This window comes from Loktanella sp. Alg231-35 (genome assembly GCF_900143545.1).
In the GTDB taxonomy this organism is placed as follows: domain Bacteria; phylum Pseudomonadota; class Alphaproteobacteria; order Rhodobacterales; family Rhodobacteraceae; genus Yoonia.
Genome location: NZ_FREV01000003.1, coordinates 309,608 through 333,199, shown reverse-complemented (window position 1 = coordinate 333,199; position 23,592 = coordinate 309,608). Strand labels below are relative to the sequence as shown.

28 protein-coding genes are annotated in these 23,592 nt (G+C 57.8%); 15 read left to right on the top strand and 13 right to left on the bottom strand.

The genetic code is table 11. From position 1 onward, the window contains the following. Positions 1–50: 50 nt before the first annotated feature. The 7 genes from DHN10_RS08590 to DHN10_RS08560 all read left to right on the top strand — a co-directional run bounded on the left by DHN10_RS08590 (position 51) and on the right by DHN10_RS08560 (position 4,682). Positions 51–413 carry an SUF system Fe-S cluster assembly protein gene (locus DHN10_RS08590; protein ID WP_108814903.1) on the top strand — a complete coding sequence of 121 codons (363 nt, stop codon included), beginning with the start codon at positions 51–53 and terminating at the stop codon, positions 411–413. A 138-nt stretch (positions 414–551) separates the two neighbouring features. Next, positions 552–1,178 (top strand): hypothetical protein, encoded by a 627-nt coding sequence (locus tag DHN10_RS08585; RefSeq protein WP_108814902.1) that lies wholly within the window; start codon positions 552–554, stop codon positions 1,176–1,178. Between the two features lie 108 nt (positions 1,179–1,286). Continuing rightward, a complete protein-coding gene (locus DHN10_RS08580) occupies positions 1,287–1,988 on the top strand; it encodes a DUF3307 domain-containing protein (protein WP_108814901.1) in 702 nt (233 codons plus the stop codon). A gap of 45 nt (positions 1,989–2,033) precedes the next feature. Next, positions 2,034–2,396: a HesB/IscA family protein gene (locus DHN10_RS08575; protein WP_108814900.1), complete on the top strand. Its 363-nt coding sequence runs from the start codon at positions 2,034–2,036 to the stop codon at positions 2,394–2,396. Further along, positions 2,396–2,692, top strand: a complete 297-nt coding sequence (locus DHN10_RS08570; RefSeq protein WP_108814899.1) for a TfoX/Sxy family protein — start codon at positions 2,396–2,398, stop codon at positions 2,690–2,692. The genes DHN10_RS08575 and DHN10_RS08570 overlap by 1 nt, the downstream gene beginning before the upstream one ends. Positions 2,693–2,703: 11 nt before the next feature. Continuing rightward, entirely contained in the window at positions 2,704–3,435 is a 732-nt protein-coding gene (tpiA, locus tag DHN10_RS08565) for a triose-phosphate isomerase (RefSeq protein WP_108814898.1), read from the top strand. 71 nt (positions 3,436–3,506) lie between these two features. After that, complete coding sequence (locus DHN10_RS08560; RefSeq protein ID WP_108814897.1) at positions 3,507–4,682, top strand: cytochrome P450; 1,176 nt, start codon at positions 3,507–3,509, stop codon at positions 4,680–4,682. Here the strand turns inward: DHN10_RS08560 and DHN10_RS08555 are convergent. The 3 genes from DHN10_RS08555 to DHN10_RS08545 form a co-directional block, all read right to left on the bottom strand. After that, entirely contained in the window at positions 4,679–5,485 is an 807-nt protein-coding gene (locus DHN10_RS08555) for a DUF2145 domain-containing protein (RefSeq protein ID WP_108814896.1), read from the bottom strand. The two genes, DHN10_RS08560 and DHN10_RS08555, sit on opposite strands and share 4 nt — an antisense overlap. Positions 5,486–5,489: 4 nt before the next feature. After that, positions 5,490–5,840 carry a hypothetical protein gene (locus tag DHN10_RS08550; RefSeq protein ID WP_159086958.1) on the bottom strand — a complete coding sequence of 117 codons (351 nt, stop codon included), beginning with the start codon at positions 5,838–5,840 and terminating at the stop codon, positions 5,490–5,492. Positions 5,841–5,932: 92 nt separating this feature from the next. Beyond that, positions 5,933–6,394, bottom strand: coding sequence for an Lrp/AsnC family transcriptional regulator (locus tag DHN10_RS08545; protein ID WP_108814894.1), 462 nt, complete (start codon positions 6,392–6,394; stop codon positions 5,933–5,935). A 134-nt stretch (positions 6,395–6,528) separates the two neighbouring features. On the opposite strand from DHN10_RS08545, the gene cysG reads away from it, so the two are divergent. From cysG to DHN10_RS08515, 6 genes are all read left to right on the top strand, one after another. Continuing rightward, positions 6,529–7,917, top strand: coding sequence for a siroheme synthase CysG (gene cysG / locus DHN10_RS08540; protein ID WP_108814893.1), 1,389 nt, complete (start codon positions 6,529–6,531; stop codon positions 7,915–7,917). Continuing rightward, on the top strand, positions 7,917–8,219 hold the full coding sequence (locus DHN10_RS08535; protein ID WP_108814892.1) for a DUF2849 domain-containing protein: 303 nt from the start codon (positions 7,917–7,919) through the stop codon (positions 8,217–8,219). The genes cysG and DHN10_RS08535 overlap by 1 nt, the downstream gene beginning before the upstream one ends. Further along, a complete protein-coding gene (locus tag DHN10_RS08530; RefSeq protein ID WP_108814891.1) occupies positions 8,219–9,889 on the top strand; it encodes a nitrite/sulfite reductase in 1,671 nt (556 codons plus the stop codon). The genes DHN10_RS08535 and DHN10_RS08530 overlap by 1 nt, the downstream gene beginning before the upstream one ends. Next, positions 9,879–10,598: a phosphoadenylyl-sulfate reductase gene (locus DHN10_RS08525; RefSeq protein ID WP_108814890.1), complete on the top strand. Its 720-nt coding sequence runs from the start codon at positions 9,879–9,881 to the stop codon at positions 10,596–10,598. The genes DHN10_RS08530 and DHN10_RS08525 overlap by 11 nt, the downstream gene beginning before the upstream one ends. Continuing rightward, a complete protein-coding gene (locus DHN10_RS08520) occupies positions 10,595–11,005 on the top strand; it encodes a DUF934 domain-containing protein (protein ID WP_108814889.1) in 411 nt (136 codons plus the stop codon). The genes DHN10_RS08525 and DHN10_RS08520 overlap by 4 nt, the downstream gene beginning before the upstream one ends. A gap of 75 nt (positions 11,006–11,080) precedes the next feature. Beyond that, positions 11,081–11,929 (top strand): ferredoxin--NADP reductase, encoded by an 849-nt coding sequence (locus tag DHN10_RS08515; RefSeq protein WP_108814888.1) that lies wholly within the window; start codon positions 11,081–11,083, stop codon positions 11,927–11,929. A gap of 69 nt (positions 11,930–11,998) precedes the next feature. Here the strand turns inward: DHN10_RS08515 and DHN10_RS08510 are convergent, their stop codons facing one another. Beyond that, complete coding sequence (locus DHN10_RS08510; protein WP_108814887.1) at positions 11,999–12,661, bottom strand: hypothetical protein; 663 nt, start codon at positions 12,659–12,661, stop codon at positions 11,999–12,001. A 145-nt stretch (positions 12,662–12,806) separates the two neighbouring features. On the opposite strand from DHN10_RS08510, the gene infC reads away from it, so the two are divergent. After that, entirely contained in the window at positions 12,807–13,406 is a 600-nt protein-coding gene (infC, locus tag DHN10_RS08505; RefSeq protein WP_108814886.1) for a translation initiation factor IF-3, read from the top strand. A gap of 56 nt (positions 13,407–13,462) precedes the next feature. On the opposite strand, the gene DHN10_RS08500 is transcribed toward infC, so the two are convergent. The 7 genes from DHN10_RS08500 to DHN10_RS08470 form a co-directional block, all read right to left on the bottom strand. Next, positions 13,463–14,251, bottom strand: coding sequence for an FAD binding domain-containing protein (locus DHN10_RS08500; protein ID WP_108814885.1), 789 nt, complete (start codon positions 14,249–14,251; stop codon positions 13,463–13,465). Between the two features lie 12 nt (positions 14,252–14,263). Further along, a complete protein-coding gene (locus DHN10_RS08495) occupies positions 14,264–16,633 on the bottom strand; it encodes a xanthine dehydrogenase family protein molybdopterin-binding subunit (protein ID WP_108814884.1) in 2,370 nt (789 codons plus the stop codon). A gap of 70 nt (positions 16,634–16,703) precedes the next feature. Next, entirely contained in the window at positions 16,704–17,189 is a 486-nt protein-coding gene (locus DHN10_RS08490) for a (2Fe-2S)-binding protein (RefSeq protein ID WP_108814883.1), read from the bottom strand. A 93-nt stretch (positions 17,190–17,282) separates the two neighbouring features. After that, entirely contained in the window at positions 17,283–18,263 is a 981-nt protein-coding gene (locus DHN10_RS08485; protein WP_108814882.1) for a molybdopterin-binding protein, read from the bottom strand. Then, positions 18,260–19,234 carry an XdhC family protein gene (locus DHN10_RS08480; protein WP_108814881.1) on the bottom strand — a complete coding sequence of 325 codons (975 nt, stop codon included), beginning with the start codon at positions 19,232–19,234 and terminating at the stop codon, positions 18,260–18,262. Before DHN10_RS08480 ends, DHN10_RS08485 begins: the two co-directional genes overlap by 4 nt. Before the next feature lie 65 nt (positions 19,235–19,299). Further along, entirely contained in the window at positions 19,300–20,556 is a 1,257-nt protein-coding gene (locus DHN10_RS08475; protein WP_108814880.1) for a vWA domain-containing protein, read from the bottom strand. Between the two features lie 72 nt (positions 20,557–20,628). Next, positions 20,629–21,534, bottom strand: a complete 906-nt coding sequence (locus tag DHN10_RS08470; RefSeq protein ID WP_108814879.1) for an AAA family ATPase — start codon at positions 21,532–21,534, stop codon at positions 20,629–20,631. Positions 21,535–21,645: 111 nt separating this feature from the next. Here DHN10_RS08470 and DHN10_RS08465 point away from each other — a divergent pair, with 111 nt between their 5' ends. Continuing rightward, positions 21,646–22,869, top strand: coding sequence for an acyl-CoA dehydrogenase (locus DHN10_RS08465; protein ID WP_108814878.1), 1,224 nt, complete (start codon positions 21,646–21,648; stop codon positions 22,867–22,869). A 22-nt stretch (positions 22,870–22,891) separates the two neighbouring features. On the opposite strand, the gene DHN10_RS08460 is transcribed toward DHN10_RS08465, so the two are convergent. Further along, the gene (locus DHN10_RS08460; RefSeq protein ID WP_108814877.1) at positions 22,892–23,113 is read right to left on the bottom strand and encodes a DUF1127 domain-containing protein; all 222 of its coding nucleotides are present in this window, start codon (positions 23,111–23,113) and stop codon (positions 22,892–22,894) included. A gap of 118 nt (positions 23,114–23,231) precedes the next feature. Continuing rightward, positions 23,232–23,516 (bottom strand): hypothetical protein, encoded by a 285-nt coding sequence (locus DHN10_RS08455; RefSeq protein WP_108814876.1) that lies wholly within the window; start codon positions 23,514–23,516, stop codon positions 23,232–23,234. Between the last annotated feature and the right edge of the window lie 76 nt (positions 23,517–23,592).

Genomic DNA, 23,592 nt, shown 5'->3' with positions numbered 1-23,592 from the left:
CATCACCTCAATCCCTATATGTTTGCTCAGGAATAAGAGGCTCATCGACCATGACCGACGCAAACGCTCAGCTTGAAGGTGCGCCAATGATTGCGCCCTCCACGACCGATCACCCTTTGTACGACGATGTCGTCAAAGCCTGTCAGTCTGTCTATGACCCAGAGATCCCGGTCAATATCTATGACCTTGGGCTGATCTACACCATTGATATCAAAGACGATAACGCCGTGAACGTCATCATGACCCTCACCGCCCCCGGCTGTCCTGTCGCAGGCGAGATGCCCGGCTGGGTTGCCGATGCCATCGAACCTCTGCCCGGCGTCAAACAGGTTGACGTTGAAATGACGTTCGAGCCGCAATGGGGCATGGATATGATGTCAGACGAAGCCCGTCTTGAACTGGGCTTTATGTAATCTGCGACAAACCGTCACTATGACGTAACCTCCGCGTACAGACGGCCCACATTCCCGTTCCAGCGGCATTGCCCTGACGAAATTCATGACCCGGGATCAGGGCATTGCGACTTGCACTTGCCCCCGCGCCGCGCCAGCATGGCGACAAAACGCGAGGGGCCGATGACCAACTATGCCGTTCTGACAGGCGATATCGTTAAATCTTCCCAACTGCCCGAGGGCGGGCTGGACCGGATTTTCGGCAATTTGCAACGGGCGGCGGATTTGATCGCAGGCTGGCAGGATGCCCCGACATATCTGACGCGCAACCGTGGTGACGGCTGGCAGTTGGCCGTGGCGCCGCGCTTTGCCTTGCGCGCCGTTTTTGCCGCCCGTGCGGCGGTGCGGATGACCGACAAACGCTTTGACACTCGCATCGCACTGGCCATCGGCGATGGCAGCGTGCCCGGTGAAACGCTGGCAGATGCCCGCGGCCCGGTGTTCACAGCCTCTGGTCAAGCGCTCGAGGCCATGCCCCGCCGCCGCGACATGGTTGTTGTAGGCGATGAGGGCACACTGGCGATTACCCTGCGCCTGTCCGAAGAGATCATCAAACGCTGGACCGAAGCGCAGGCCGAAGTCGCGTTGCTGGCGCTTAATCCATCAGGCCCCACACAAGAAAGCATCGCCACGCGTTTGGATTTGTCCCAACAGGGTGTGCAGAAACATATTGATGCCTCTGGTGTGGATGCGCTGATTGACGTGTGCGAGGCGCTGGATGGGTAAGGCACAACCGGATTTGGGTGTTTCGATGCAGTACAATCTTATTAGGTTGTATTCACTCATTACAACTTTATTTGGTTGTAATTCAGCATTACAACTGCGGGCCACCCCATGCTGACAACCGCACTCGCATTAATGCTGGCCCATGTGCTGGCCGATTATCCGCTGCAAAACAGCTGGATTATCAGCAACAAGAAAAAACCCGAGGCGATGGCAGCACATATCGGCGTGGTGTTTTTGCTGACACTGCTGGCGCTGCGCGGTGAAATCGTTCCCGCCCTGACAATTGCGGCGGTGCATCTGGGGATCGACCTGATCAAGACGCATCTGGCCCCGGAAACCCTCTGGGCCTACATCGCCGACCAACTGACGCATTTTGCGACAATCGCCGCAGTCCTGTGGTTCACGCCAGCGCTGGGCGCAGTTTGGCCAGAGGCGACGCCCTTCGCCCAGTATCTTCTTACCATCACCACAGGGCTGATCATCTGCGTTCATGCCGGTGGGCCTGCCGTTGGCCTGCTGATGCAGGGCTTTGAGGAAAATCAGCCTCAGGGCTTGCCCCAAGCGGGGCGCATGATCGGTATTCTGGAACGTGCGCTGATCTTTTTGATGGTTCTGGCCGGACAGCCGGCTGGCATCGGCTTTCTGATCGCGGCCAAATCGGTGCTGCGCTTTGACACCGCCTCTAAGGATCAACGCGCCAGCGAATATGTGATCATCGGCACGCTGGCTTCTTTCGGGTGGGCCTTGCTGGTCAGTTTTGCGACGCTCTCGCTTATCACATTCTACGGCATTGATCCCACACCGTCTTGAGCGACAGCCCCCGCTGCCCTACATAAGGGTCAAAGGAGCACTACAATGTTCGGCATTCCAGGCAAACAAGCAGTCAGCATCACTGACAAAGCAGCGGCGCAAATCGCCAAGCTGATGGACAAAGACGGCCATGAAGGCCTGCGCATCGGCGTTAAGAAAGGCGGCTGTGCGGGTATGGAATACACGATGGACTATGTGACCGAGGTTGATCCTTTGGACGAAGTTGTCGAACAAGATGGCGCGCGGGTCATGATCGCCCCTATGGCGCAAATGTTCCTATTCGGCACCGAGATTGATTACGAGGTTTCGCTATTGGACTCCGGTTTCAAGTTCCGCAATCCCAATGTGGTGGATGCCTGTGGTTGCGGTGAGTCGATCAAGTTCGACGAGAACCTCAGCGCCAGCTGATGGCTGTTTCGGACGCGGATATCGCCTTCGCAACTGACCTGTTCTTTGATCTTGGCCAAGTGACCAGCCGCAAGATGTTCGGCGGCATATGCCTTTATCATCAAGGCGTCGTCTTTGTGCTGGTCAGCAGCGATGGCCGGATCTACCTCAAAGTGAAAGGCGCACTGCTTGAAAAACTCAAGGCAGTAGGATCATCGCAGTTTCACAATATGCCTTATTGGTCATTACCGCCCTCGGCCCTTGACGATCCCGAGGAGGCCTGCACATTGGCACGCGCAACACTTGCCACTTTGTAAAGGACGCCAATATGCCCCGTAAGATCGCCGCCGGTAACTGGAAAATGAACGGGCAGCGCGAGAATCTGCGGGAACTCCAACGGCTTGAAGACCTACATGGTGATGCAGACATCGCGATCCTGATCTGCCCACCGGCGACATTGATCAGCGCCTGCGAAGACACTCCCTTTGATATTGGTGGGCAAGATTGCCACAGCGCTGTCTCCGGCGCCCACACTGGCGACGTCAGTGCCGATATGCTGGCAGATGCAGGCGCAAGCTATGTGCTGACTGGCCATTCCGAGCGCCGCACCGATCATGGTGAGACCGATGCATTGGTCGCCGCAAAATCCGTGGCCGCCATTGATGCAGGCCTAATTGCGGTGATTTGCATTGGTGAGACGCTGGATGAACGCGAAAGCGGTAAGACACTTAACGTCATCGATACCCAACTGGCCGGATCGCTGCCTGACAGCGCCAATGCCCAAGATTGCGTGATTGCCTATGAACCGGTCTGGGCCATTGGCACGGGCAAGGTTCCGACCCTTGAACAGATCGCAGAGGTTCATGCCCATATTCGTGCCCGCCTGAATGCACGTTTTGAAGATGGGGATGAATTTAGCTTGCTCTATGGCGGTTCGGTCAAAGGCAGCAATGCAGCCGAGATATTTGGCGTTGCAAATGTCGATGGCGCTTTGGTTGGTGGGGCCAGCCTGAAGGCAAAAGACTTTTCGCCTATCATCACAGCGCTTGAGCGGGCCTAGTTTCGGCACAGACAGGGCAGCAATCACCGCGCGCACTTGCGTCTGACGACGGGCTGCTACAATGCTGCGATATGCAAAGATTTCAACAATCCCCCAATGATCCGCAGTTCGTCCAGAACCCATACCCGTTTTACGATCAGGCCCGCACGGCAGGTGATTTCTTTTGGTGGGATGACTACGGCATGGCCTGCGCCGTGTCGCACAAAATGGTCCATGCGGTATTGCGCGACAGACGGATGGGCCGCGAATGCCCAGCCGAGCAGGCACCCGATATTCCACCACATCTGCAGCCCTTCTATGATGTTGAGGCGCATTCGATGCTGGAACTGGAACCACCCCGTCACAAACGCCTGCGCGGTCTGGTTCTGCGCGCTTTCACCAGCCGCACTATCGCCGCACTCACCCCCGATATCGAGGCGCTGTGCCACAGCCTGATCGACGGTTTCCCCGACACGCCCTTTGATCTGCTGACCCACTACGCCCAGCCCGTGCCTGTGATCATCATCTCGCGCCTGCTTGGCGTGCCCGAAGAACGCGCAGACGATCTGCTGCGCTGGTCCAATGCCATGGTCGCCATGTATCAGGCCCGCCGAACACCCCAGATCGAGGCCGCCGCGGTGGCCGCCACCAATGATTTCGTCGATTTCATGCGCGGTTATGTTGCCAAGCGGCGCAAAACACCCACAGATGATCTGATTTCCACCCTGATCGCTGCCGAGGAAGATGGTGCACGACTGAGTGAGGATGAGTTGATCACCACCTGCATCCTGCTGCTGAACGCGGGGCATGAGGCCACTGTGCATACCTTGGGCAATGGCACCAAAACCCTGTTGGAGCATGGGCAACGTCAGATCAGCGATGCCGCCGTTGAAGAGGTCATCCGCTACGACCCGCCACTGCATATGTTCACCCGCTGGGTCTATGAGGATGTCACCTTGGGCGATCACAGTTTCAAACGTGGTGATCAGATTGCCTGCCTTCTGGGGGCGGCAAACCGTGATCCGGCGGCATACACCGCACCCAACACCTTCGATCCGGCCCGTGATGGGCCACAGAACACCAGCTTTGGTGGTGGTATTCACTTCTGTGTCGGCGCCCCGTTGGCCCGGCTTGAACTGCGGATCGCGCTCGAGGCCCTGTTCACACGTTGCCCGCATCTGCGCCTGACAGAGGCACCGCGCTACGGCGACGTGTATCACTTTCATGGGTTGGAGCGGTTGATGGTCTCAACCGCTCCTGAGACTTAGAACCGGAATAGTCGCTCCGGTGTGATGCGGTAAGTCTCATCACTCAGGTCGTGTGCCTGCATAAAGCGTGCAATCGACCCGAATGTCGCTGTGCCCACGGATTGACCATGATCGGCCGTTGTAAGCGCGCCCGATGCCGCTGGCGCAAACAAGCGCTGCAAACCATTCAAAGCCACCGGCTGCGGAGTGAAATGTGCCGCGATATTCGCTTTGATCTGGCGCGGGTCATTGGTGTCATAAAGCGCGGCCATCAGCACATCCAACGTGTGTTCCGTGCAGTTCTGGAACTGCCCAGAACGTGGATTGGCCAACGCCGCGTAATTCGCGTTGTGCAGCGCCGCATAGGTCGGGCTTGCAATCACTGCCAGCAATTTTTGTTGCAGGCGCCGATCAGGAATAATGACGCCAGCATCCAAACGATACGCACCTGCAAAGAAATCACCGGGCGTATCTTGCACAAGATCACTGCGGGTCAGATCGCCCTCTTGTTGATACAGGTTATAGACCCGGTACCCCATGCCGGTGCTGCCATCGGCCTGCGTGATCCGCGAATAGACCCAGAACGCGACATGGGTGTAGTTGACCCCGTCCGGCAGAACCGATGGATCACGGCCCACACGCGACACGATGGCGACATTGGCGCCACGTGATGCAAGATCGCGCTGCACTCGGTTTGCGAATGTTGCCACATCGACGGCGGGCAAGACGGGGTTCGCGGCGGCAGAGCTGCCAGCCGTGGACATTACCGGATTGAGCGCAGCAAGACCCAGTGCTACCGCGGCAAAAATACCTTTGAGTTTCATGGCCTTATTCCAAATTCGGCGCAGCTTGCGGTGCGACGCATGGCGCTGGGGTATTGCCCACACAGATCTGCTGCGGAGCATTCCCCAACCCTGCATTAAGCACCTCAGCGCCGGCATTGACGGAAGCTGTGCCAACGCTTTCCAGCGCTGCCCCCGTCACGGCAAGCACAGAGCCCGCAGCGACAACCGGCACGGCTGAAACGGTTGCAACACTGGTGACCGCGGCGGCAGCGCTATGCCCTGTTGCTTGCGCGCTGTGATCGGCAGATGCGGCGGCATGCTGAACGCTGGGGGACGCGCAGGCCGAAGTGAGAATGAGCGCAAGAACGCTTCCTGAAATGACAAGTCGGTGCATGGGATTCTCCATAAATGAACACTGTTCATATACCTAGAGCGTCAGCCATACATCCGTCAAGAAAAATATTGAACGTCGTTCAATTTCGTACCCTAAAGCGGCAACGCCACCGTCGATTTGATCTCTTCCATCGACAAAAGCGCTGTTACATTATGCACCTTCACCTCCGATATCAGCGCTTGATAAAATGTGTCGTAGGCACGCGCGTTCTGCACCCGCACTTTCAGGATATAGTCGATATCGCCTGCCAGCCGATGCGCCTCTTGCACCTCTGGTCGGGATTTCAGTGCTTTCAAAAACCGTCCCTGCCAATCCGCGTCATGCTCTGACGTGCGGATCAGCACAAAGAAACAGGCCTCAAACCCCAGCGCCTCGGCATCCAGCATCACGGTCTGCTGACCAATGATTCCCGCCTCGCGCATTTTGCGAATCCGGTTCCAAACCGGCGTCTTTGAAGAGCCGACAGATTTGGCGATTTCGTCCAGTGATTGCGCTGCATCAGCTTGCAATGCTGCCAAAATCTTCCGATCTGTGGCGTCGATCCGTGCTGACATTCTCTATTCTCCGCAATTACAGGACAGGTGGTCCAAATTCAGGCCTCCATGGAACACGCGTCCTTAACTGACCTCTGGGGGAGGCAAATAGCAGAACGGTATTCTATATTGAACCCAAGAAATTGAGGTTCGCTATGAAGCACTTTCCAATCTTCCTTGCCGTTGAAGGCCGTCGCATTGTCCTGTCTGGCGGTGGTGATGCCGCCATGGCCAAGCTGCGCCTGCTGATGAAGACCGAAGCGCAGCTGACTGTGATCGCAACTGAAGTTGCCGATGACATCCGCAAATGGGCAGCGCAAGGCAAGCTGCGCATCATCGCGCGCGCGATGGAACCTGGTGACGCGCTGTGCGCGGCACTTTTCTATGCCGCCAATGAGGATGACGCCGAAGACGCCCGTGTAGCGGCCATCGCCAACGCCGAAGGCGCATTGGTCAATATCGTTGATAACCTCGAAGACAGCCAGTTCATCACCCCCGCCATTGTGGACCGCGACCCGGTGACCGTCGCCATCGGTACCGAAGGTGCAGCCCCCGTGCTGGCCCGTGCAATCAAGGCTGATCTGGAAGAACGCCTGCCCACATCGCTGGGTGTCCTTGCCCGTATCGGCAAAACCTTCCGCCACGCTGTTGATATCCTGCCTATGGGCCGCAAGCGTCGCGATTTCTGGACGTCATTTTATTTTGGCAGCGGGCCAAAGGCGCTGGAAGCGGGCGAACATGCCGTGATCCCGGCACTGGAAACCTTGCTCGACGCCCATGTTTTGGCGACAGATAAGCAAGGATCGGTTGATCTGGTTGGCGCTGGTCCCGGTGATCCAGAACTGCTGACACTCAAAGCGCGTAACGCGCTGGATAAGGCTGATGTTGTCATTCACGACCGTTTGGTCACTGGCGAAATCCTTGAACTGGCGCGGCGCGAGGCGATCATCATTGATGCTGGCAAAGAAGGCTTTGGCCGGTCGATGAAGCAAGAAGATATCGATGCCTTGATCGTACAGCACGCACTGGACGGTCATCACGTGGTGCGACTGAAGGCAGGTGATCCAACCGTGTTTGGCCGTCTCGACGAAGAAATCGAAGCGATCGAAGCCCATGACATCCCCTATCGCATCATCCCCGGCATCACTGCCGCCTCTGCTGCTGTTGCGAACATCGGGCAAAGCCTGACCAAGCGGCATCGCAATTCCGCCGTGCGTCTGATCACCGGGCACGACACCAAAGGTTATGCCGATCACGACTGGAAAGCGCTCGCCGCCGCTGGTGAGGTTGCCGCGATCTATATGGGCAAGAAAACGGCCCGGTTTATCCAGGGCCGCCTGCTGATGCATGGCGCTAACCCCAGCACACCCGTGACGATTATCGAAAACGTCAGCCGCGCCGATCAGCGCATCATCGCGACCACGCTGGTCGAGATGGAACCAACAATGACGCAAGCCAACCTCACCGGCCCTGCGATCACATTCTACGGTCTCGCCCCGCGCGATGCCCAAGCCAACGCACTGAAGCTCAAGGAGTTTGCATAATGGCCCGTGAATTCACCCCAAAAGTCGTGACCGCCAACGCATTGCTGGAGGGCGACGCGGTTTGGCTGACCGAGAATGACACATGGACCCGCAACATGCATGAGGCGGAGTTGATCACAGATGAAGCGCACGGCGATCTGCGTCTGCTGGAAGCTCAAGCGCGTGCAGACGAGATTGCAGGCCCTTATCTGGCCGACGCCAAATCTGGCGAGAACGGCCCTGAACCCACCCATTTCCGGGAAGAATTCCGCACGCGCGGCCCATCCAACTACGCCCATGGCAAGCAAGTGGACCTTTCATAATGTATACCTACTCCGACTTTGACGAAGCATTTGTCCGGTCTCGCGTTGCCCAATTCCGTGGCCAAGTAGAGCGCCGCATCGATGGATCCCTAACCGAGGATGAATTCAAGCCGCTGCGCCTGATGAACGGCCTCTACCTGCAACTGCACGCCTATATGCTGCGCGTCGCGGTCCCTTATGGCACGCTGAACCCCAGCCAGATGCGCCAGCTCGCGTTCATCGCTGACAAGTGGGACAAGGGCTATGGCCATTTCACCACGCGCCAGAATATCCAGTACAACTGGCCAAAACTGCAGGACGTGCCAGATATGTTGGAGGCCTTGGCTGATGTGGGCATGCACGCCATCCAGACCTCGGGCAACACGATCCGCAACGTAACGGCGGACCACTTTGCCGGCGCTGCCGCCGATGAGGTCGAAGACCCGCGCGCGATTGCGGAACTGCTGCGCCAATGGTCCACCGATCATCCTGAATTCCAATTCCTGCCCCGCAAATTCAAGATCGCCGTGACAGGTGCCGCGCATGACCGTGCGGTGACCAAAGCGCATGACATTGGCTTGCGCATGGTACGCAATGACGCCGGTGAGCCGGGTTTTGAAGTCATCGTTGGTGGTGGCCTTGGTCGCACACCGATGGTGGGTAAGGTCCTGCGAGCCTTCCTGCCCAAGGCCGATTTGCTGCCCTATTGCGAGGCGATTGTCAGCGTCTACAACCTGCTGGGCCGCCGCGACAACAAGTACAAAGCACGGATCAAGATCACGGTTCACGAGAACGGGCTGGAAAAAATCCAAACGCTTGTCGAGGAACGTTTCGCGACCATCCGCGCAGGTTTTACAGGGTTTGATCAAGACCTGCTGACCGAGATTGAAACAGCCTTTGCGCCGCCTGCTTTCGCAGAAAAATCTATTGGCGGGTATGAGGCAGCACGTCTGGCCAACCCCGCGTTCCGGTCATGGACCGACACCAACCTCGCTGCGCAAAAGAATGATGACTATGCCATCGTGTCAATCAGCATCAAGAAGCATGGCCAAACGCCGGGTGATGCATCATCCGACCAAATGCGCGCGATGGCCGATCTGGCTGAGCAGTACGGCCATGGTGAACTGCGGATTAGCCACGAGCAGAATGTCATCTTGCCGCATGTCCACAAAGCGGACCTTGCAAAGGTCTATGCCGCATTGCGCGAAGCTGACCTTGCGACGGCCAACATCGGTCTCGCGTCTGACATCATCGCTTGCCCCGGAATGGATTACTGCGCGCTGGCCACTGCCCGGTCGATCCCGATTGCGCAGGACATCGCAACCCGGTTTGATGAATTGAAGATCGAACATGAAATCGGTCAACTGAAGATCAAAATCTCGGGCTGCATCAATGCCTGTGGGCACCACCATGTGGGGCACATCGGCATTCTCGGCCTCGACCGTGCGGGCGTTGAAAACTACCAGATCACGCTGGGCGGTGACGGGACCGAAACAACAACCATTGGCGAACGTGCTGGCCCCGGTTTCAGCGCCGACGAAATCGTACCTGCGATTGAACGTCTGGTGACTGGATACCTTGATCTACGCAATGACGTGGATGAAACTTTCTTGCAGACCTACCGCCGTCTGGGTCTGGAACCCTTCAAAGCCATCCTTTACCCCACAGAGGACAAAGCCAATGCCGCTTAAGGAACTCGCTGAACGCCGCAACATCCTGCACCGCAAATCTGATGCGCAAACCGTACTGCGGCACGTGCTAAGTGATGTGCAGATCGGCAAGATCGCTTTGGTCTCGTCTTTTGGTGCCGAAAGCGTTGTGCTGCTGCATATGGTCGCAGAGATCGACAAGAACGCACCGGTCATCTTTCTTGATACCGAAATGCTGTTCCCTGAAACGCTGACCTATCAGCGCGAAGTTGCGGCTTCGCTGGGGCTGACCGATCTGCGTGTCATCACCCCCAACCGCAATGATGTGCTGACTGAAGATGTGGATGGCATCCTGCATCTGGCCGACACTGACGCCTGCTGTGATCTGCGCAAAACGCGGCCATTGAATGCGGCACTGCAAGAATTTGACGGCTGGATCACTGGCCGCAAGCAGTTCCAGGGTGGTCAACGCGCGCAACTGCCGCTTTTTGAAAAAGACGAACGCAAGATCAAGATCAATCCGTTGGCAAAATGGACAACAGACGATCTGAAATCCTACATGGATGCGCATGATCTGCCGCGCCATCCGCTGGTCTCCAAAGGGTATCCATCGGTGGGGTGCATGCCCTGCACCACGCGCGTTGGTGATCATGAAGATCCCCGCGCAGGCCGTTGGCGCAACAGTGAAAAAACCGAATGCGGCATCCACTTTACGGATGGTAAAGCAACACGTGAAGGAAAAGCAGCATGAGCGTGATTGTCACAGATGCCGGCTTTACCGTTGATGATTTCGCCTGCGGCTTTGTTGCGGCGGACGAGGTCGCAGCGAACGACTGCGACTATGGCATTGATCTGCCGTCTAACACCGCACCAGAGGCGCTTGCAGGGCTGAATAATGCGGCCATGATCCGCATCGACTTTCCGTCATCCGCAGATGGGCGTGGGTTCACGTTGGCCGCTTTGCTGCGCCGGGCCGGATACAAAGGCCGGTTGCGGGCCAAAGGCCATATCTTGGCAGATCAATACGCCATGGCGCGCCGGTCGGGCTTTGACGAGGTTGAAATCGATGACGCACTCGCCGCCCGTCAGCCAGAAGATCAATGGCAGTTCCGTGCCGATTGGCAGAACCACAATTATCAGGCGCGCCTACGCGGTTAAGACCAAAGCACCCTTTCCCTGATCCAAATCAATGACTAAACGGGAGGGCGGCTCTATTGGGCTGCCATGAGACATATGACCGAGCAAAAACCAGTGACCTTAGACACCGCCAAAGCTGTCCCCACCCTGCCCGACGCGCAGACCATAACGGAGGTGAAACACTACACCGACCGTTTGTTTTCATTCCGCGTGACGCGTCCTGCGTCCTTGCGGTTTCGTTCGGGCGAATTTGTGATGATCGGCCTGATGGGCGATCCACACCCCGAAACTGGCAAGCAGAAACCGCTGCTACGTGCCTATTCCATCGCCTCGCCATCCTGGGATGAGGAATTGGAATTCTATTCGATCAAGGTGCAGGACGGCCCGCTGACCTCAAGGCTGCAACACATCAAACCCGGTGATGAACTGATCCTGCGCCCCAAACCTGTTGGCACATTGGTGCATGACGCCCTGATCCCCGGCAAACGCATTTGGTTCTTTGCCACAGGCACTGGCTTTGCCCCCTTCGCATCCCTGCTACGCGAACCGCAGACATACGAAGACTATGACGAGGTGATCATCACCCACACCTGCCGCGAAGTGGGCGAACTGACCTATGGCCGCGACCTGATCGAGAGCCTCAAGCATGATGAACTTCTGAATGAAGTCATCGGCGAAGGTTTCTGGAAGAAGATCAAATACTACCCCACCACCACCCGCGAAGAGAGCCCCAAGTTGGGTCGGATCACTGATCTGATGCGCTCGGGCGAGGCTTTTGCCGATTTGGGCGTACCGCCGCTGTCACCCGAGACAGACCGCGCAATGATCTGCGGAAACCTGGCGTTTAACCTTGAGCTGAAAGAGATGTTTGAGGGATACGGACTGGTCGAAGGCGCGAACTCAAACCCGCAGCATTATGTGGTTGAGAAAGCGTTTCTTGACTAAGAAACGTAGCGCTGAAACGAAAAAGGCCGCGTCATCACTGACGCGGCCTTTTGTTTTAAGTGCGGTAGCTTAAAGGCCAAGCAGACCGCGGATATTGTCCAGAACAGGCTGCAGCAAAGCAGGGTTGTCCTTGGCGAAATCCAGCGCGCTGGTCAGCGTTGTTTTCTGATCGTCAGAAATGTCAGCGCCATCAAGAAGCTGGGTAACCTTTTCGGCATCAAAGCCGTCCAGTGTCAGCAGGTTGTCGGCCATCGCCATCAGATCGTCGCCAGCGGCGGCAACTTCTTCGGCTGCTTCTTCAGCAACTTCTTCCACAGCTTCCGCGGCGCCTTCTACAGCTTCCTCTGCTGCGGCGGCAGCGGCCTCAGCCTCTTCTGCAGCAGCGGCAGCAGCGGCTTCAGCTTCGGCTGCAGCAGCGGCGGCGGCCTCTTCGGCTTCTGCGGCGGCGGCAGCAGCAGCCTCTTCAGCGGCAGCAGCAGCCTCTTCAGCGGCAGCAGCAGCTTCTTCAGCGGCAGCGGCGGCTTCTTCGGCGGCAGCGGCTTCAGCTTCGGCCGCAGCGGCCTCGGCCTCTGCTTGGGCGGCAGCAGCAGCTTCTGCGGCCACACGCTCGGCCTCTTGTGTGGCGCCTGTTAGCACGCCGATTGCTTCACCTGGGCCACGGCCTTCGGCCGCATATTGGTAGCCAAAAAATCCCAGCACAGCCAAAACCACGAGAATAATAATTGCACGCATTGGTCAGTTCCCTCCAAATTACGTCATTTGGGCCCCGATCGACCCGTTCTGGCGCCGATATGTCAGAAGGCGAACAAAAGGGAAAGCCTCACCCGGGGGGAACTTTCGGCGAAAAACCGCATCTTTTGCGGGTTGAAGCTGTCCAATGGGGTGTTTAGTTTCCACCTCACCAAGTCTGAACAATCAAAGGATAAAGACCATAGGACGCAGACCACATAACGCGCCACCACAACGTGACACAGGGCCCCGGATCAATGATCGTATAAGGGCCACAGAAATCCGCCTTATTGGCGCAGAAGGCGAAAACGTGGGTGTCGTGACCCCCGAACGCGCGATGGTAATGGCCGATGACGCTGGCCTTGATTTGGTGGAAATCTCACCAAACGCCAATCCGCCGGTTTGCAAAATCATGGACTATGGCAAGTTCAAATACGAGACTCAGAAGAAGGAAGCTGAGGCCCGTAAGAAGCAAAAGATCATCGAAATCAAAGAGGTGAAGTTCCGCCCCAACACGGACAACCACGATTACGATGTGAAGATGCGCAACGTGTTCAAGTTTCTCGAAAACGGCGACAAGGTGAAAATCACCCTGCGTTTTCGTGGCCGCGAGATGGCCCACCAACAGCTTGGCCGCGAGCTGCTTGAGCGTGTGGCCGAAGACACCAAAGAGACCGGCAAGGTCGAGAACTTCCCAAAGATGGAAGGTCGTCAGATGGTGATGCTGATCGGGCCGCTGACAAAGTAAATATTCGGAACCAGTGGTTCTACGAAAAGCCCCCGCATCCGCGGGGGCTTTTTGCTTTAGCAGGCGGCGACCGCCCTGCCCGTCATCACTTTGACCAGATGTGCGCGATACTCTGATGATCCGTGAAGATCGGAAATCATCCCATCGGCCGGCACCGAAAGCCCGTCCAATGCACCGGCTGAGAAATCAGCCGCGAGCGCGGCCTCCGCCTCTGTCCAGCGGAACACGCCATTCTCGGATGCACCTGTGACGGCCACCCGCACACCATCGGCGTATTTGGCGACAAAGACCCCCACCAGCGCAAAGCGCGAAGCAGGTTGCACGAATTTTTCGTAATGCGCGGCCTCTGGCACCGGAAAGCGTACTTCGGTAATCACTTCGCCTTCGTCGAGGGCTGTTTCAAACAACCCTTGAAAGTAATCATCCGCCGCAATCTGGCGGGTATTGGTGATGATCGTTGCACCAGAGCCAAGCGCCGCCGCCGGATAGCACGCCGATGGGTCGTTGTTGGCCAATGACCCGCCAACCGTGCCACGGTTGCGCACAGCAGGATCGCCGATGTTTCCTGCCAAACCAGACAATCCGGGATAGGATGACGCCGTTTCCGCGGCAACCGTCGCGTGGTTGGTCGCGCCACCCACACAGACTTCTCCGTTGTCACCAATACAGACGCCCTGCATCTCGCCAATGCCCGTTAGGCTGACCAATGTGGCAGGCATCGCAAGCCGCTGTTTCAGCGTGGGGATCAGTGTTTGCCCCCCGCCCAGCGCCTGCGCGTCCTCATCCGACAGTGCCTTGACCGCATCCGCAATGGTGGAAGGCCGTTCGATATCAAAAGCATACATGAGCGTTCTCCCTTACGCGTTGTTCATGGCAGCCCAGACGCGCGCAGGCGTCAAAGGCATGTCGATATGGGTGACGTTCTTGCCGCCCGATTGCAGCGCGTCAATAACCGCGTTGACGACGGTGGGCGGTGATCCAATCGCACCACCCTCGCCGCACCCTTTGGCGCCCAGCGGGTTATGCGTGCAGGGCGTGCCATCGGAATGGTCCACCGCAATGAACGGCAGATCATCGGCACGCGGCATGACATAGTCCATATAGCTTGCCGACAACAGCTGACCGTCCGCGTTGTAGGTGGTGTTTTCCAGCAGCGCCTGTCCAATCCCCTGCACGACACCGCCTTGCACCTGACCGCTCACGATCATCGGATTCATCACATTGCCAAAGTCGTCACATGCCGTGAAACGTTCGATGGTCACTTTGCCCGTGTCGGGATCAACCTCGACCTCGCAGGCATAAGCGCCAGAGGGGTAGGTAAAGTTGGCGGGATCATAAAACGCCGTTTCCTCTAAGCCTGGTTCGATATCCTCAATCGGGAATTCATGCGGGATATAGGCCTTGAGCGCCACATCCCCGAACCCAACGGATTTATCGGTGCCTTTGACGGTGAATTGGCCATCGGTAAAATCCAGATCATCGGCCGCGGCTTCCAGCATATGCGCTGCAATCTTCTTGGCCTTGGCAATGATCTTTTCCGTGGCTCGCACCACAGCAGAACCACAAACCGCAAGGCTGCGCGATCCATAGGTGCCCATGCCAAACGGAATCTTGGAGGTATCACCATGCACGATATCGACGGACTGAGGATCAATCCCCAGCATCTCGCCCACAATCTGCGGGAACACAGTCTCGTGCCCTTGCCCGTGGCTGTGCGCCCCCACCATGACACTTAGGTTGCCAGTGGCGTTCACACGCACGGTTGCTGCGTCATAAAGGCCGACACGGCTGCCCAGCACACCCACAAGGTTGGACGGCGCGATGCCGCAAGCCTCGACGTAGGCGTTGATGCCAAGACCGCGCATTTTGCCGTTCGCTTCGCTTTGCTTGCGGCGTTCTTCAAATGCCTTGCGGTCTACCATCGCCTCCATCTTGTCCATCAACGCATCGTAGTTACCGCTGTCGTATTCCAGCCCTGCAGCAGTGCCGAAGGGATATTGCTCTGGTTTGATGAAGTTTTTGCGCCGGATCTCAACCGGATCAATGCCCAATTCGCGCGCGGCCATGTCGATGACACGCTCTATGGAATAGGTGGCTTCGGGCCGCCCGGCACCACGGTAAGCATCAACGGGGGCTGTATTCGTAAACACCGCCTTGAGGTTCACATAGACGTTGGGCACCGTATAGTTGCCCGCCATCAGCGTGCCATGAAGGAAAGTCGGCGTCGCGGTCGAGAAATTCGACAGATATGCCCCCACATTGGCCAGCGTTTCCGTGCGGAAGGCGATGAATGTGCCATCCTTCTCGCAAGCCAGTTCAATCTTGGTGACGTGATCACGGCCATGGGCATCGGTCAGGAAGGATTCGGTCCGATCTGCCACCCATTTGACAGGGCGCCCTACCTTCTTGGCGGCGGCCAGCACCAATGCTTCTTCACCGTAGTGATAGATTTTCGAACCAAATCCACCCCCCACATCAGGTGCAATCACGGTCAACTTGTTTTCCGGGATACCCATCACAAAGGCCGAAATGAGCAAGCGCGTTAGATGCGGATTCTGCGACGTGGTTTGCAACAGATAGCTATCACCCGCCGCGTCATAAGTGCCGATAGAGGCACGCGGTTCCATCGCGTTGGGCACCAGACGGTTGTTGACCAGTTCCAGCGTGGTGACATGCGGTGCGTTTTTGATCGCCTCATCGGTGGCCGCACGGTTGTCCTCGATCCAGCCCCAGTCAAAGCATTGGTTGGTTGCGATTTCATCATGGACATAAGCGTCACCCGCAAGGGCCGCCGCCATATCAATGATCGCAGGCAGTTCTTCGATATCGGCGATAACTTCTTCTGCGGCGTCACGGGCCTGCTGTTCCGTCTCTGCGATGACGGCGGCATAGGCATCACCCACATGGCGGACCTTGCCGTGGGCCAGTACCGGGCGTTTGGGTTCTTTCATCGGCTCGCCATCGCGGCTGTTGATCAGCCAACCTGCGGGGTTGCCGCCAACATCAACGAAATCTTCTCCGGTAAAGATCGCCAGCACGCCGGGCATTTCTGCGGCGGCACTTGTGTCGATTGATTTGATCACCCCATTGGCCACGGTCGCGCGCACAAAGATCGCGGCGGCCTGTCCAAAGGTGTTGATGTCAGCGGTATAGTTCCCTTTACCAGTCAGAAAGCGCACGTCCTCGCGGCGTGTCGTGCTGGCTCCAATTCCACCATCTTTTGGCATTGATATTCCTCCCTGTCAGGACACAATTTTTCATCGAAAAATTGGCCCCAAATTTTCCTTGAAAATTTGCTTACTCGGCAGCGACGGCGCTCACATCCTGTCCTGATGCGGCCATGATCGCCTTGACGATGTTATGATAGCCAGTGCAGCGGCAGATATTGCCTTCCAGATATTCCCGTACCTCGCCTTCGGTCGGTTTGGGATTGTCCTTGAGAAGGGCTGCTGCCGACATCACCATGCCCGGTGTACAGAAACCGCATTGCAATCCGTGATGATCCTGAAACGCCTGTTGGATCACATTGAGCGACCCATCCGTATTGGCCTGCCCCTCGATGGTCGCAACCTCTGCGCCATCTGCTTCAACGGCGAACATGGTGCAGGATTTCACCGCTTCCCCGTTCACATGAATGACGCAGGCGCCACATTGCGATGTGTCACAGCCGATATGTGTGCCCGTCAGCCGCAGGTCATTGCGCAAGAAGTCCGACATCAGCGTGCGGCCCTCCACATCACCTGACACGGACTTCCCGTTCACGGTCATAGTTACCGATGCCATTACTTCCTCCCAGAAATGTTATGCTTTGGGCTGAGTTAAGCACGCAGAACCGCAGTTGAGAACACATAACTTACGCTGCAGCTGCACGGTCGGTCAGATCTCCGCGCGGGGTTTTGGCCGTGTCGGGATTTCCTTGAGCAACCCGCCCACCCCCATCTGTGCAAAGTCTTCAGGCGTCAGCGCCACGCCGCAAAGCACCCGTTCGATCACCCAATCCGCCCCGTTAAGCGCGGGTGACCGCGCGCAGCCCGGCAAGCCAATCACGGGCCTTTCCCCCAGCGTGCCAAGGAAAAGCAGGTTTCCGGGATCCACCGGCATGCCAAATTGCGTGAGCGTGCCACCAGCCTTGCGCAGCGCGGCGGGGCCTATGTCATTGGCGTCGGATGTGGCAGAGGCGGTGAGGACGAAAACCACTTCGCCGGCAGCCTTCGCAATCGCAGCACGCAGCGCATCCTCAGCATGCGACACAATCACGCGCGGGCCAAGGGAGACGCCAAAACGGTCCAGCCGTCCTTGCAGCGCCTGTCGGCCTTTGGGGGACGGCTCCGTGCCGATCTCGGTTTCGATCAGCGTCGCGGTTTGGAATTGCGGCGCGCGACACCCAAGCGCGCCCGTCGCCAAGGCGCAGGCTGTGGCAACGTCGCTCTCTGGCACGGCATAAGAAATGATCTTGATCGTTGCGATCATCGTGCCCGCATCCGCCCGGTGGTGCGGTGGCACGGTCGCCACTGTGATCATCGGGTTCACCCCGTTGAAGGCGTTGATGGCGGCTGCATTGATCTGCGCAATCCCAGGCCCTTCGGCAAAAAGGTTGACCCGCCCCGTGGCCGCATTGGAGACCAGCAACCCCGGCCCCGCAAGTGCAGATGCCAGACGAGCCGCGGCAATGTCTTCGTCCAGATCACCGGGATCATAGCGCGCGACCATGACCTCTTGCAGACCGGCATCGTGCAGGGCGGCAATGTCATCCGCCCGCAAAACATGCCCCTTGCGCAAGCGCCCTGTCGCCACCGGCACGGCATAGGCCAGCACCGCACCCACGGCAGCTTTCACGGGGACAGGGCCAAATTTCACTTGGCTTGCCGCAATACTTGCGTGACTTGCGCCATGACACTCACAGCAATCTCAGCTGGTTGTCGCCCACCCAGATCAAGGCCCACAGGGGCGTGAATGCGGGCGAGGTCTTCATCGCTAAAACCAACAGCTGCCAAACGCTCGACCCGCTTGGCATGGGTACGTTTTGACCCCAGACAGCCCAGATAGAAAGCGGACGATTCCAGCACGGTCACAATTGCCGGGTCATCAAGTTTGGGGTCATGGGTCAGGGTGACAACAGCCGTGCGGGCATCAATCTTGAGGGCGCGCAGCGCCTCATCGGGCCACTCATCCAAGATCACCTCACCGGGAAACCGCGCCTCGGAGGCGAAAGCCGGGCGCGGGTCGATAATGATGGGCTGATATCCGCAAGCGCGCGCTATCGCTACCAGATGCTGGGCAATATGCACAGCACCGATGATGATCATGCGTAGGGACGGGTTGTGGATCGCCACGAAGGTCCGCCCATCCTCTTCCACGCCAGAACGGTCCAGACGGAACCGCTCTGCATAGTGAGGGGCGGGCACCAAACAGGGACCGCCAGTTTCCAGATCGGTGACATAGGCCAAGGGCATGTTCTGCGCTCTGGCTTCAACCAGTTTTTCCAACAACTCGACTGGCAGGACCGGGCCAACAGGCTCCAACAGCACCTTGATCTCACCGCCGCAAGCCAACCCCACAGCAAAGGCCTCATCATCGCTGACGCCAAATTCCAGCACGCGGTGTTTGCCATCGGCAACCGCATCCAATGCTTCCGTGATCACCGCCCCTTCGACACAGCCGCCCGACACAGAGCCTTCCATCGCGCCGTCAGCATCAATCACCAATTGGCTACCCACCGGACGCGGGGCCGACCCCCAGGTCTGCACCACGGTTGCCACCACAACGCCCCGCCCGGCACGGTGCCAGTCAAGCGCCAGTTTGGGTAAATCGGTAATCTGATCAGTCATGCGGAAATCCCCCCATCAATGCCATCACTTCAAGGTAGTCCAGAACGCGCGTTTTGCAAAAGCTCTCATGCATCGCGCAGCATGGCCAGCAGGCGGGTCTTTTCGCCGTTGTCATCTGGCCGTGACAGCGCGTCAGCCAAGCCTTGCAGTGAGGCGATGTTATGACCTGCCCGGAAGCTCGAACAATGCGGCAGCATCTGCGTGATCCCGCGCGCCCGTGGCGCAAAGCCATCCCAGCGCAGCAAGGGGTTCAACCAGATCAATTGCCGTGCGCTGAGGTTCAGCCGCTCCATCTCGTGGCCCAACTGGCCATCGTCGGCACGGTCGAGCCCATCTGTGATCAAAAGTACAACGGCACCCTGCCCCGCCATCCGGCGCGACCAGTCACGGTTATAGCTGTGCAGGCAAGCCCCGATGCGGGTGCCGCCTTTCCAATCCTGTGCCTCGGCCCCAGCGGCGGCCAATGCCGCATCTACGTCACGTTGCCGCAAGTGTCGGGTGATATTCGTCAGCCGCGTGCCGAAGGTAAAAGCATGCACCTGCGCCCAGCCTTGCCCTTCGCGGTTTGCCACTGCATGCACAAAGTGCAAAACGGCCCGTGAATAACTGGCCATCGACCCCGAGATATCGCAAAGCACCACCAGATTGGGATAGCGCTGCCGCCGTCTTTTGGTGGCGAAATCCGTAACCTCACCGCCCCGGCGCATGGCCTGCCGCATCGTTCCCGGCCAATCAGGCAACAGGCCATGACCGCCTTGGGTGCGGCGGCTGAGGATCGGGGGCACAGGCAAGGACAAGGTGGCCAGCATGCGCTTGGCCGCTGCCATCTCGGATGTGCTCATCAATTCAAAATCAAGCGTGCGCAGGTGTTCTTGGGCTGAGGTTGTCTGAGAGGCATCAAAGTCGATCTCAACCTCATCTTCTTTGTCCTCTTGCGGTGGCAAGGGGCGGTCCTCGCCATCTAGCAACGCCTCGGCCGCGCGTTTTTCAGCCGGTTGGGCGGCGCGTTCTTCCTGCACCCCATGCACCGCTGGTCGCAGGAACGACATCATATGTTCCAGATACTGTGGGTCACGCCAGTAAAGGCGGAAGAGTTGCGCAAAAAGCGGGCGGTCTTCGGGTTTACTCACAAAGCAGGCATGCAGCGTCCAGTAAAAGTCCGCCTTTTTGGTAAAGCCCACAGCTTTGACCGCGTGAATGGCGTCAATGACACGCCCCGGCCCGACGGCCAGCCCTGCCTTGCGCAACGCACGGGCAAAATGGGTGATGTTCTGGGCCAGTTTTGGATCGTCCGGCACTGCCATTTCAGGATAGTTAACCATAGCGGCAGCGTCGGACCGGGGATTTCACATCCCCGGACCCCTGTGAGATATTTTTGAACAAAAGAAGGGACATCAGGCCGTTTCCAGATCGCCCTTGGCGGCATCAAGAATGCGTTTTGCCTCGGACCCTTGCAGTTTCTGGATATCGTCTTGGTATTTCAAGATCGCACCCAACGTATCAGCAATCGTGGCCGGTGAGAGGTTAATCACATCAAGCGCAAGCAGGCATTTCGCCCAGTCGATGGTTTCGGCAACGCCCGGTTTCTTGAACAGATCCTCACCGCGCAATCGCTGGACAAAGGCCACGATTTCGCGCGACAGCGCGGCGGCAGCTTCGGGTGCGCGGGCTTGCAGGATTGCAACCTCGCGGTCAAAATCGGGATAGTCCACCCAATGATAAAGGCAGCGCCGTTTGAGCGCGTCATGCACCTCGCGGGTGCGGTTGGATGTGAGGATCACGATGGGCGGTTCGGGTGCGGCGACCGTACCCAATTCGGGGATGGTAACCTGAAAATCTGAAAGTGCTTCAAGCAGGAACGCTTCAAACGGGGCATCTGTGCGGTCCAATTCGTCGATCAGCAGGACCGGCGCGCCGCCCGGTTGCGGGCGCATTGCCTCTAGCAGCGGACGTGCGATCAGGTAGTCTTCGGTGAACAGCTCAGTTTTGAGCGCGTCGCGGTCTGCGCCGCCTGCGGCCTCTGCTGCACGAATGGCGATCATCTGTTCAGCGAAGTTCCATTCGTAGACCGCAGAAGACGCATCAAGCCCTTCATAGCATTGCAGACGGATCAACCTGCGCCCCAGGGCGGCAGCGATCACTTTGGCGATCTCGGTTTTGCCGGTGCCCGCCTCGCCTTCAAGGAAAAGCGGGCGGCCCAGTTTGAGGCTTAGGAACACAACCGTGGCCAAGGCACGCCCGCACACATAGTCTTGCGCGGCCAAGCCTGCCTGCACCTCTTCAATCGTCGCAAATGTCATCTGGCATCCTCCGCCGCTATAGCTGCATCCCGTATCACCCACGTCAAGCCATCCATTGCCCCTACTTGCACAACCGCATAGCGTGGTCCTTGCGCGAAGGGAGTATTTGCGATGAATGATTCCACACCGATCACCGGCACTGGCTTTGGCCCCGATCTTGGCCCGTTTGACTGGGCTGACCCGCTCCGCCTTGAAGGGCAATTGAGCGAAGATGAACGTATGCTGCGCGATGCCGCAGCGGCCTTTGCCCAATCGTCCCTGCAACCACGTGTGACGGACGCCTATCGTGATGAAATTGTTGACCCAGAGGTCTTTGCCTTGATGGGCGAGGCCGGACTGTTGGGCATCACCATTCCAGAAGAATTCGGCGGTCTTGGGTCATCCTACGTCACTTACGGTCTTGTTGCCCGCGAGATTGAGCGTGTGGACAGCGGGTATCGGTCGATGATGTCGGTGCAATCCTCGCTGGTGATGTACCCGATCCACGCTTATGGCTCTGACGCGCAGCGCCAGAAATATCTGCCGGGATTGGCTGCGGGCACCTTGATCGGTTGCTTTGGCCTGACCGAGCCTGACGCGGGCAGTGATCCTGCGGGTATGAAAACAACTGCCAAAAAGACCAATGCGGGCTATGTGCTGAATGGTTCAAAGATGTGGATCAGCAATGCACCCATCGCCGATGTCTTTGTTGTCTGGGCCAAATCCGAGGCGCATGGCGGCGAGATACGCGGTTTTGTGCTTGAAAAAGGCACCAAGGGGCTGAGCGCGCCCAAGATTGGTGGCAAGCTAAGCTTGCGCGCCTCTGTCACCGGCGAGATCGTGATGGAGAATGTCGAAGTCAGCGAAGATGCGCTGCTGCCCGGTGTGCAGGGCCTGAAGGGGCCATTTGGATGCCTGAACCGTGCGCGTTATGGCATTGCATGGGGTGTCATGGGCGCGGCAGAGGCCTGCTGGCACGCAGCCCGCCAGTATGGGCTGGACCGCAAGCAGTTTGGCAAGCCATTGGCGCAAACACAGCTGTTCCAGAAAAAGCTGGCGGATATGCAGACCGAGATCACATTGGGGCTGCAATCAGCCTTGCAATTGGGTCGTCTAATGGATCAGGGGCAGGCCGCGCCTGAGATGATCAGCCTGATGAAACGGAACAACTGTGGCAAGGCGCTCGATATCGCGCGGGTGTCGCGCGATATGCATGGCGGCAACGGGATCAGCGAAGAGTTCCAGATCATGCGCCATATGGTCAACCTTGAAACGGTGAACACATATGAGGGCACGCATGATGTGCATGCGCTGATCCTAGGGCGTGCGCAAACAGGGTTGCAGGCGTTCTTCTAACCCCGCATTTGCGCAAGCCGGATCAGCAGTTGTAGATGTCGCCGTAGACGCAGCGCACGATGCTTTCGCGTGAGACACCGATGTTGGCCAGCTCGCGATCCGAGAGATGTTGCATGCGCGCAACTTCGACAGAGCGGCTGCGCGCGTCAGTCAGGTTTTCAACGAAGGTGGCAACCGCGCTGAAAAAGGCCATTGGGCCAGAGGCTGCGGGACGAGATGTGACAGTATTGGTGTAGAAGGCCATGGTTGTATTCCTGATGCGATAATCTGTTGTTGCTGCCTATATAGGCCTTACAAAAACAACGAGAAGCGCCAATGCTGCATTGCCGCATTGCACGCGTCGCATAGCCAGAAATCCTGTGTTAGCCGTCGCTGCGCCCTTCGATCACGCCTTTGATCACATTGAAGATGCGCAACCCAAAATAGCCCAGAATTGCGCCAACGATCACGCCAAAGACCGATCCGCTGTCAACCAGCGCAACAAGGATGGCGGCGCCAAGCAGGGCCACCATGAAAGCAATGGCGCGGGTCTCATTGGGTGTGACCGGGATATGCTTTTCAAGCGCGCTCATGATGGGTTTCGCCAGGGCGCTTTCAATCTGTGGTGTCAGAAATCCGGCAGCGGCGGCGATCAGAAACCCTAGCATTGGCAAACTCCTCTTCATGGTCCCAGTGGGCGGACTATCCGAAATCAACGCCGGACCTGCAAGTGCTATCACATGG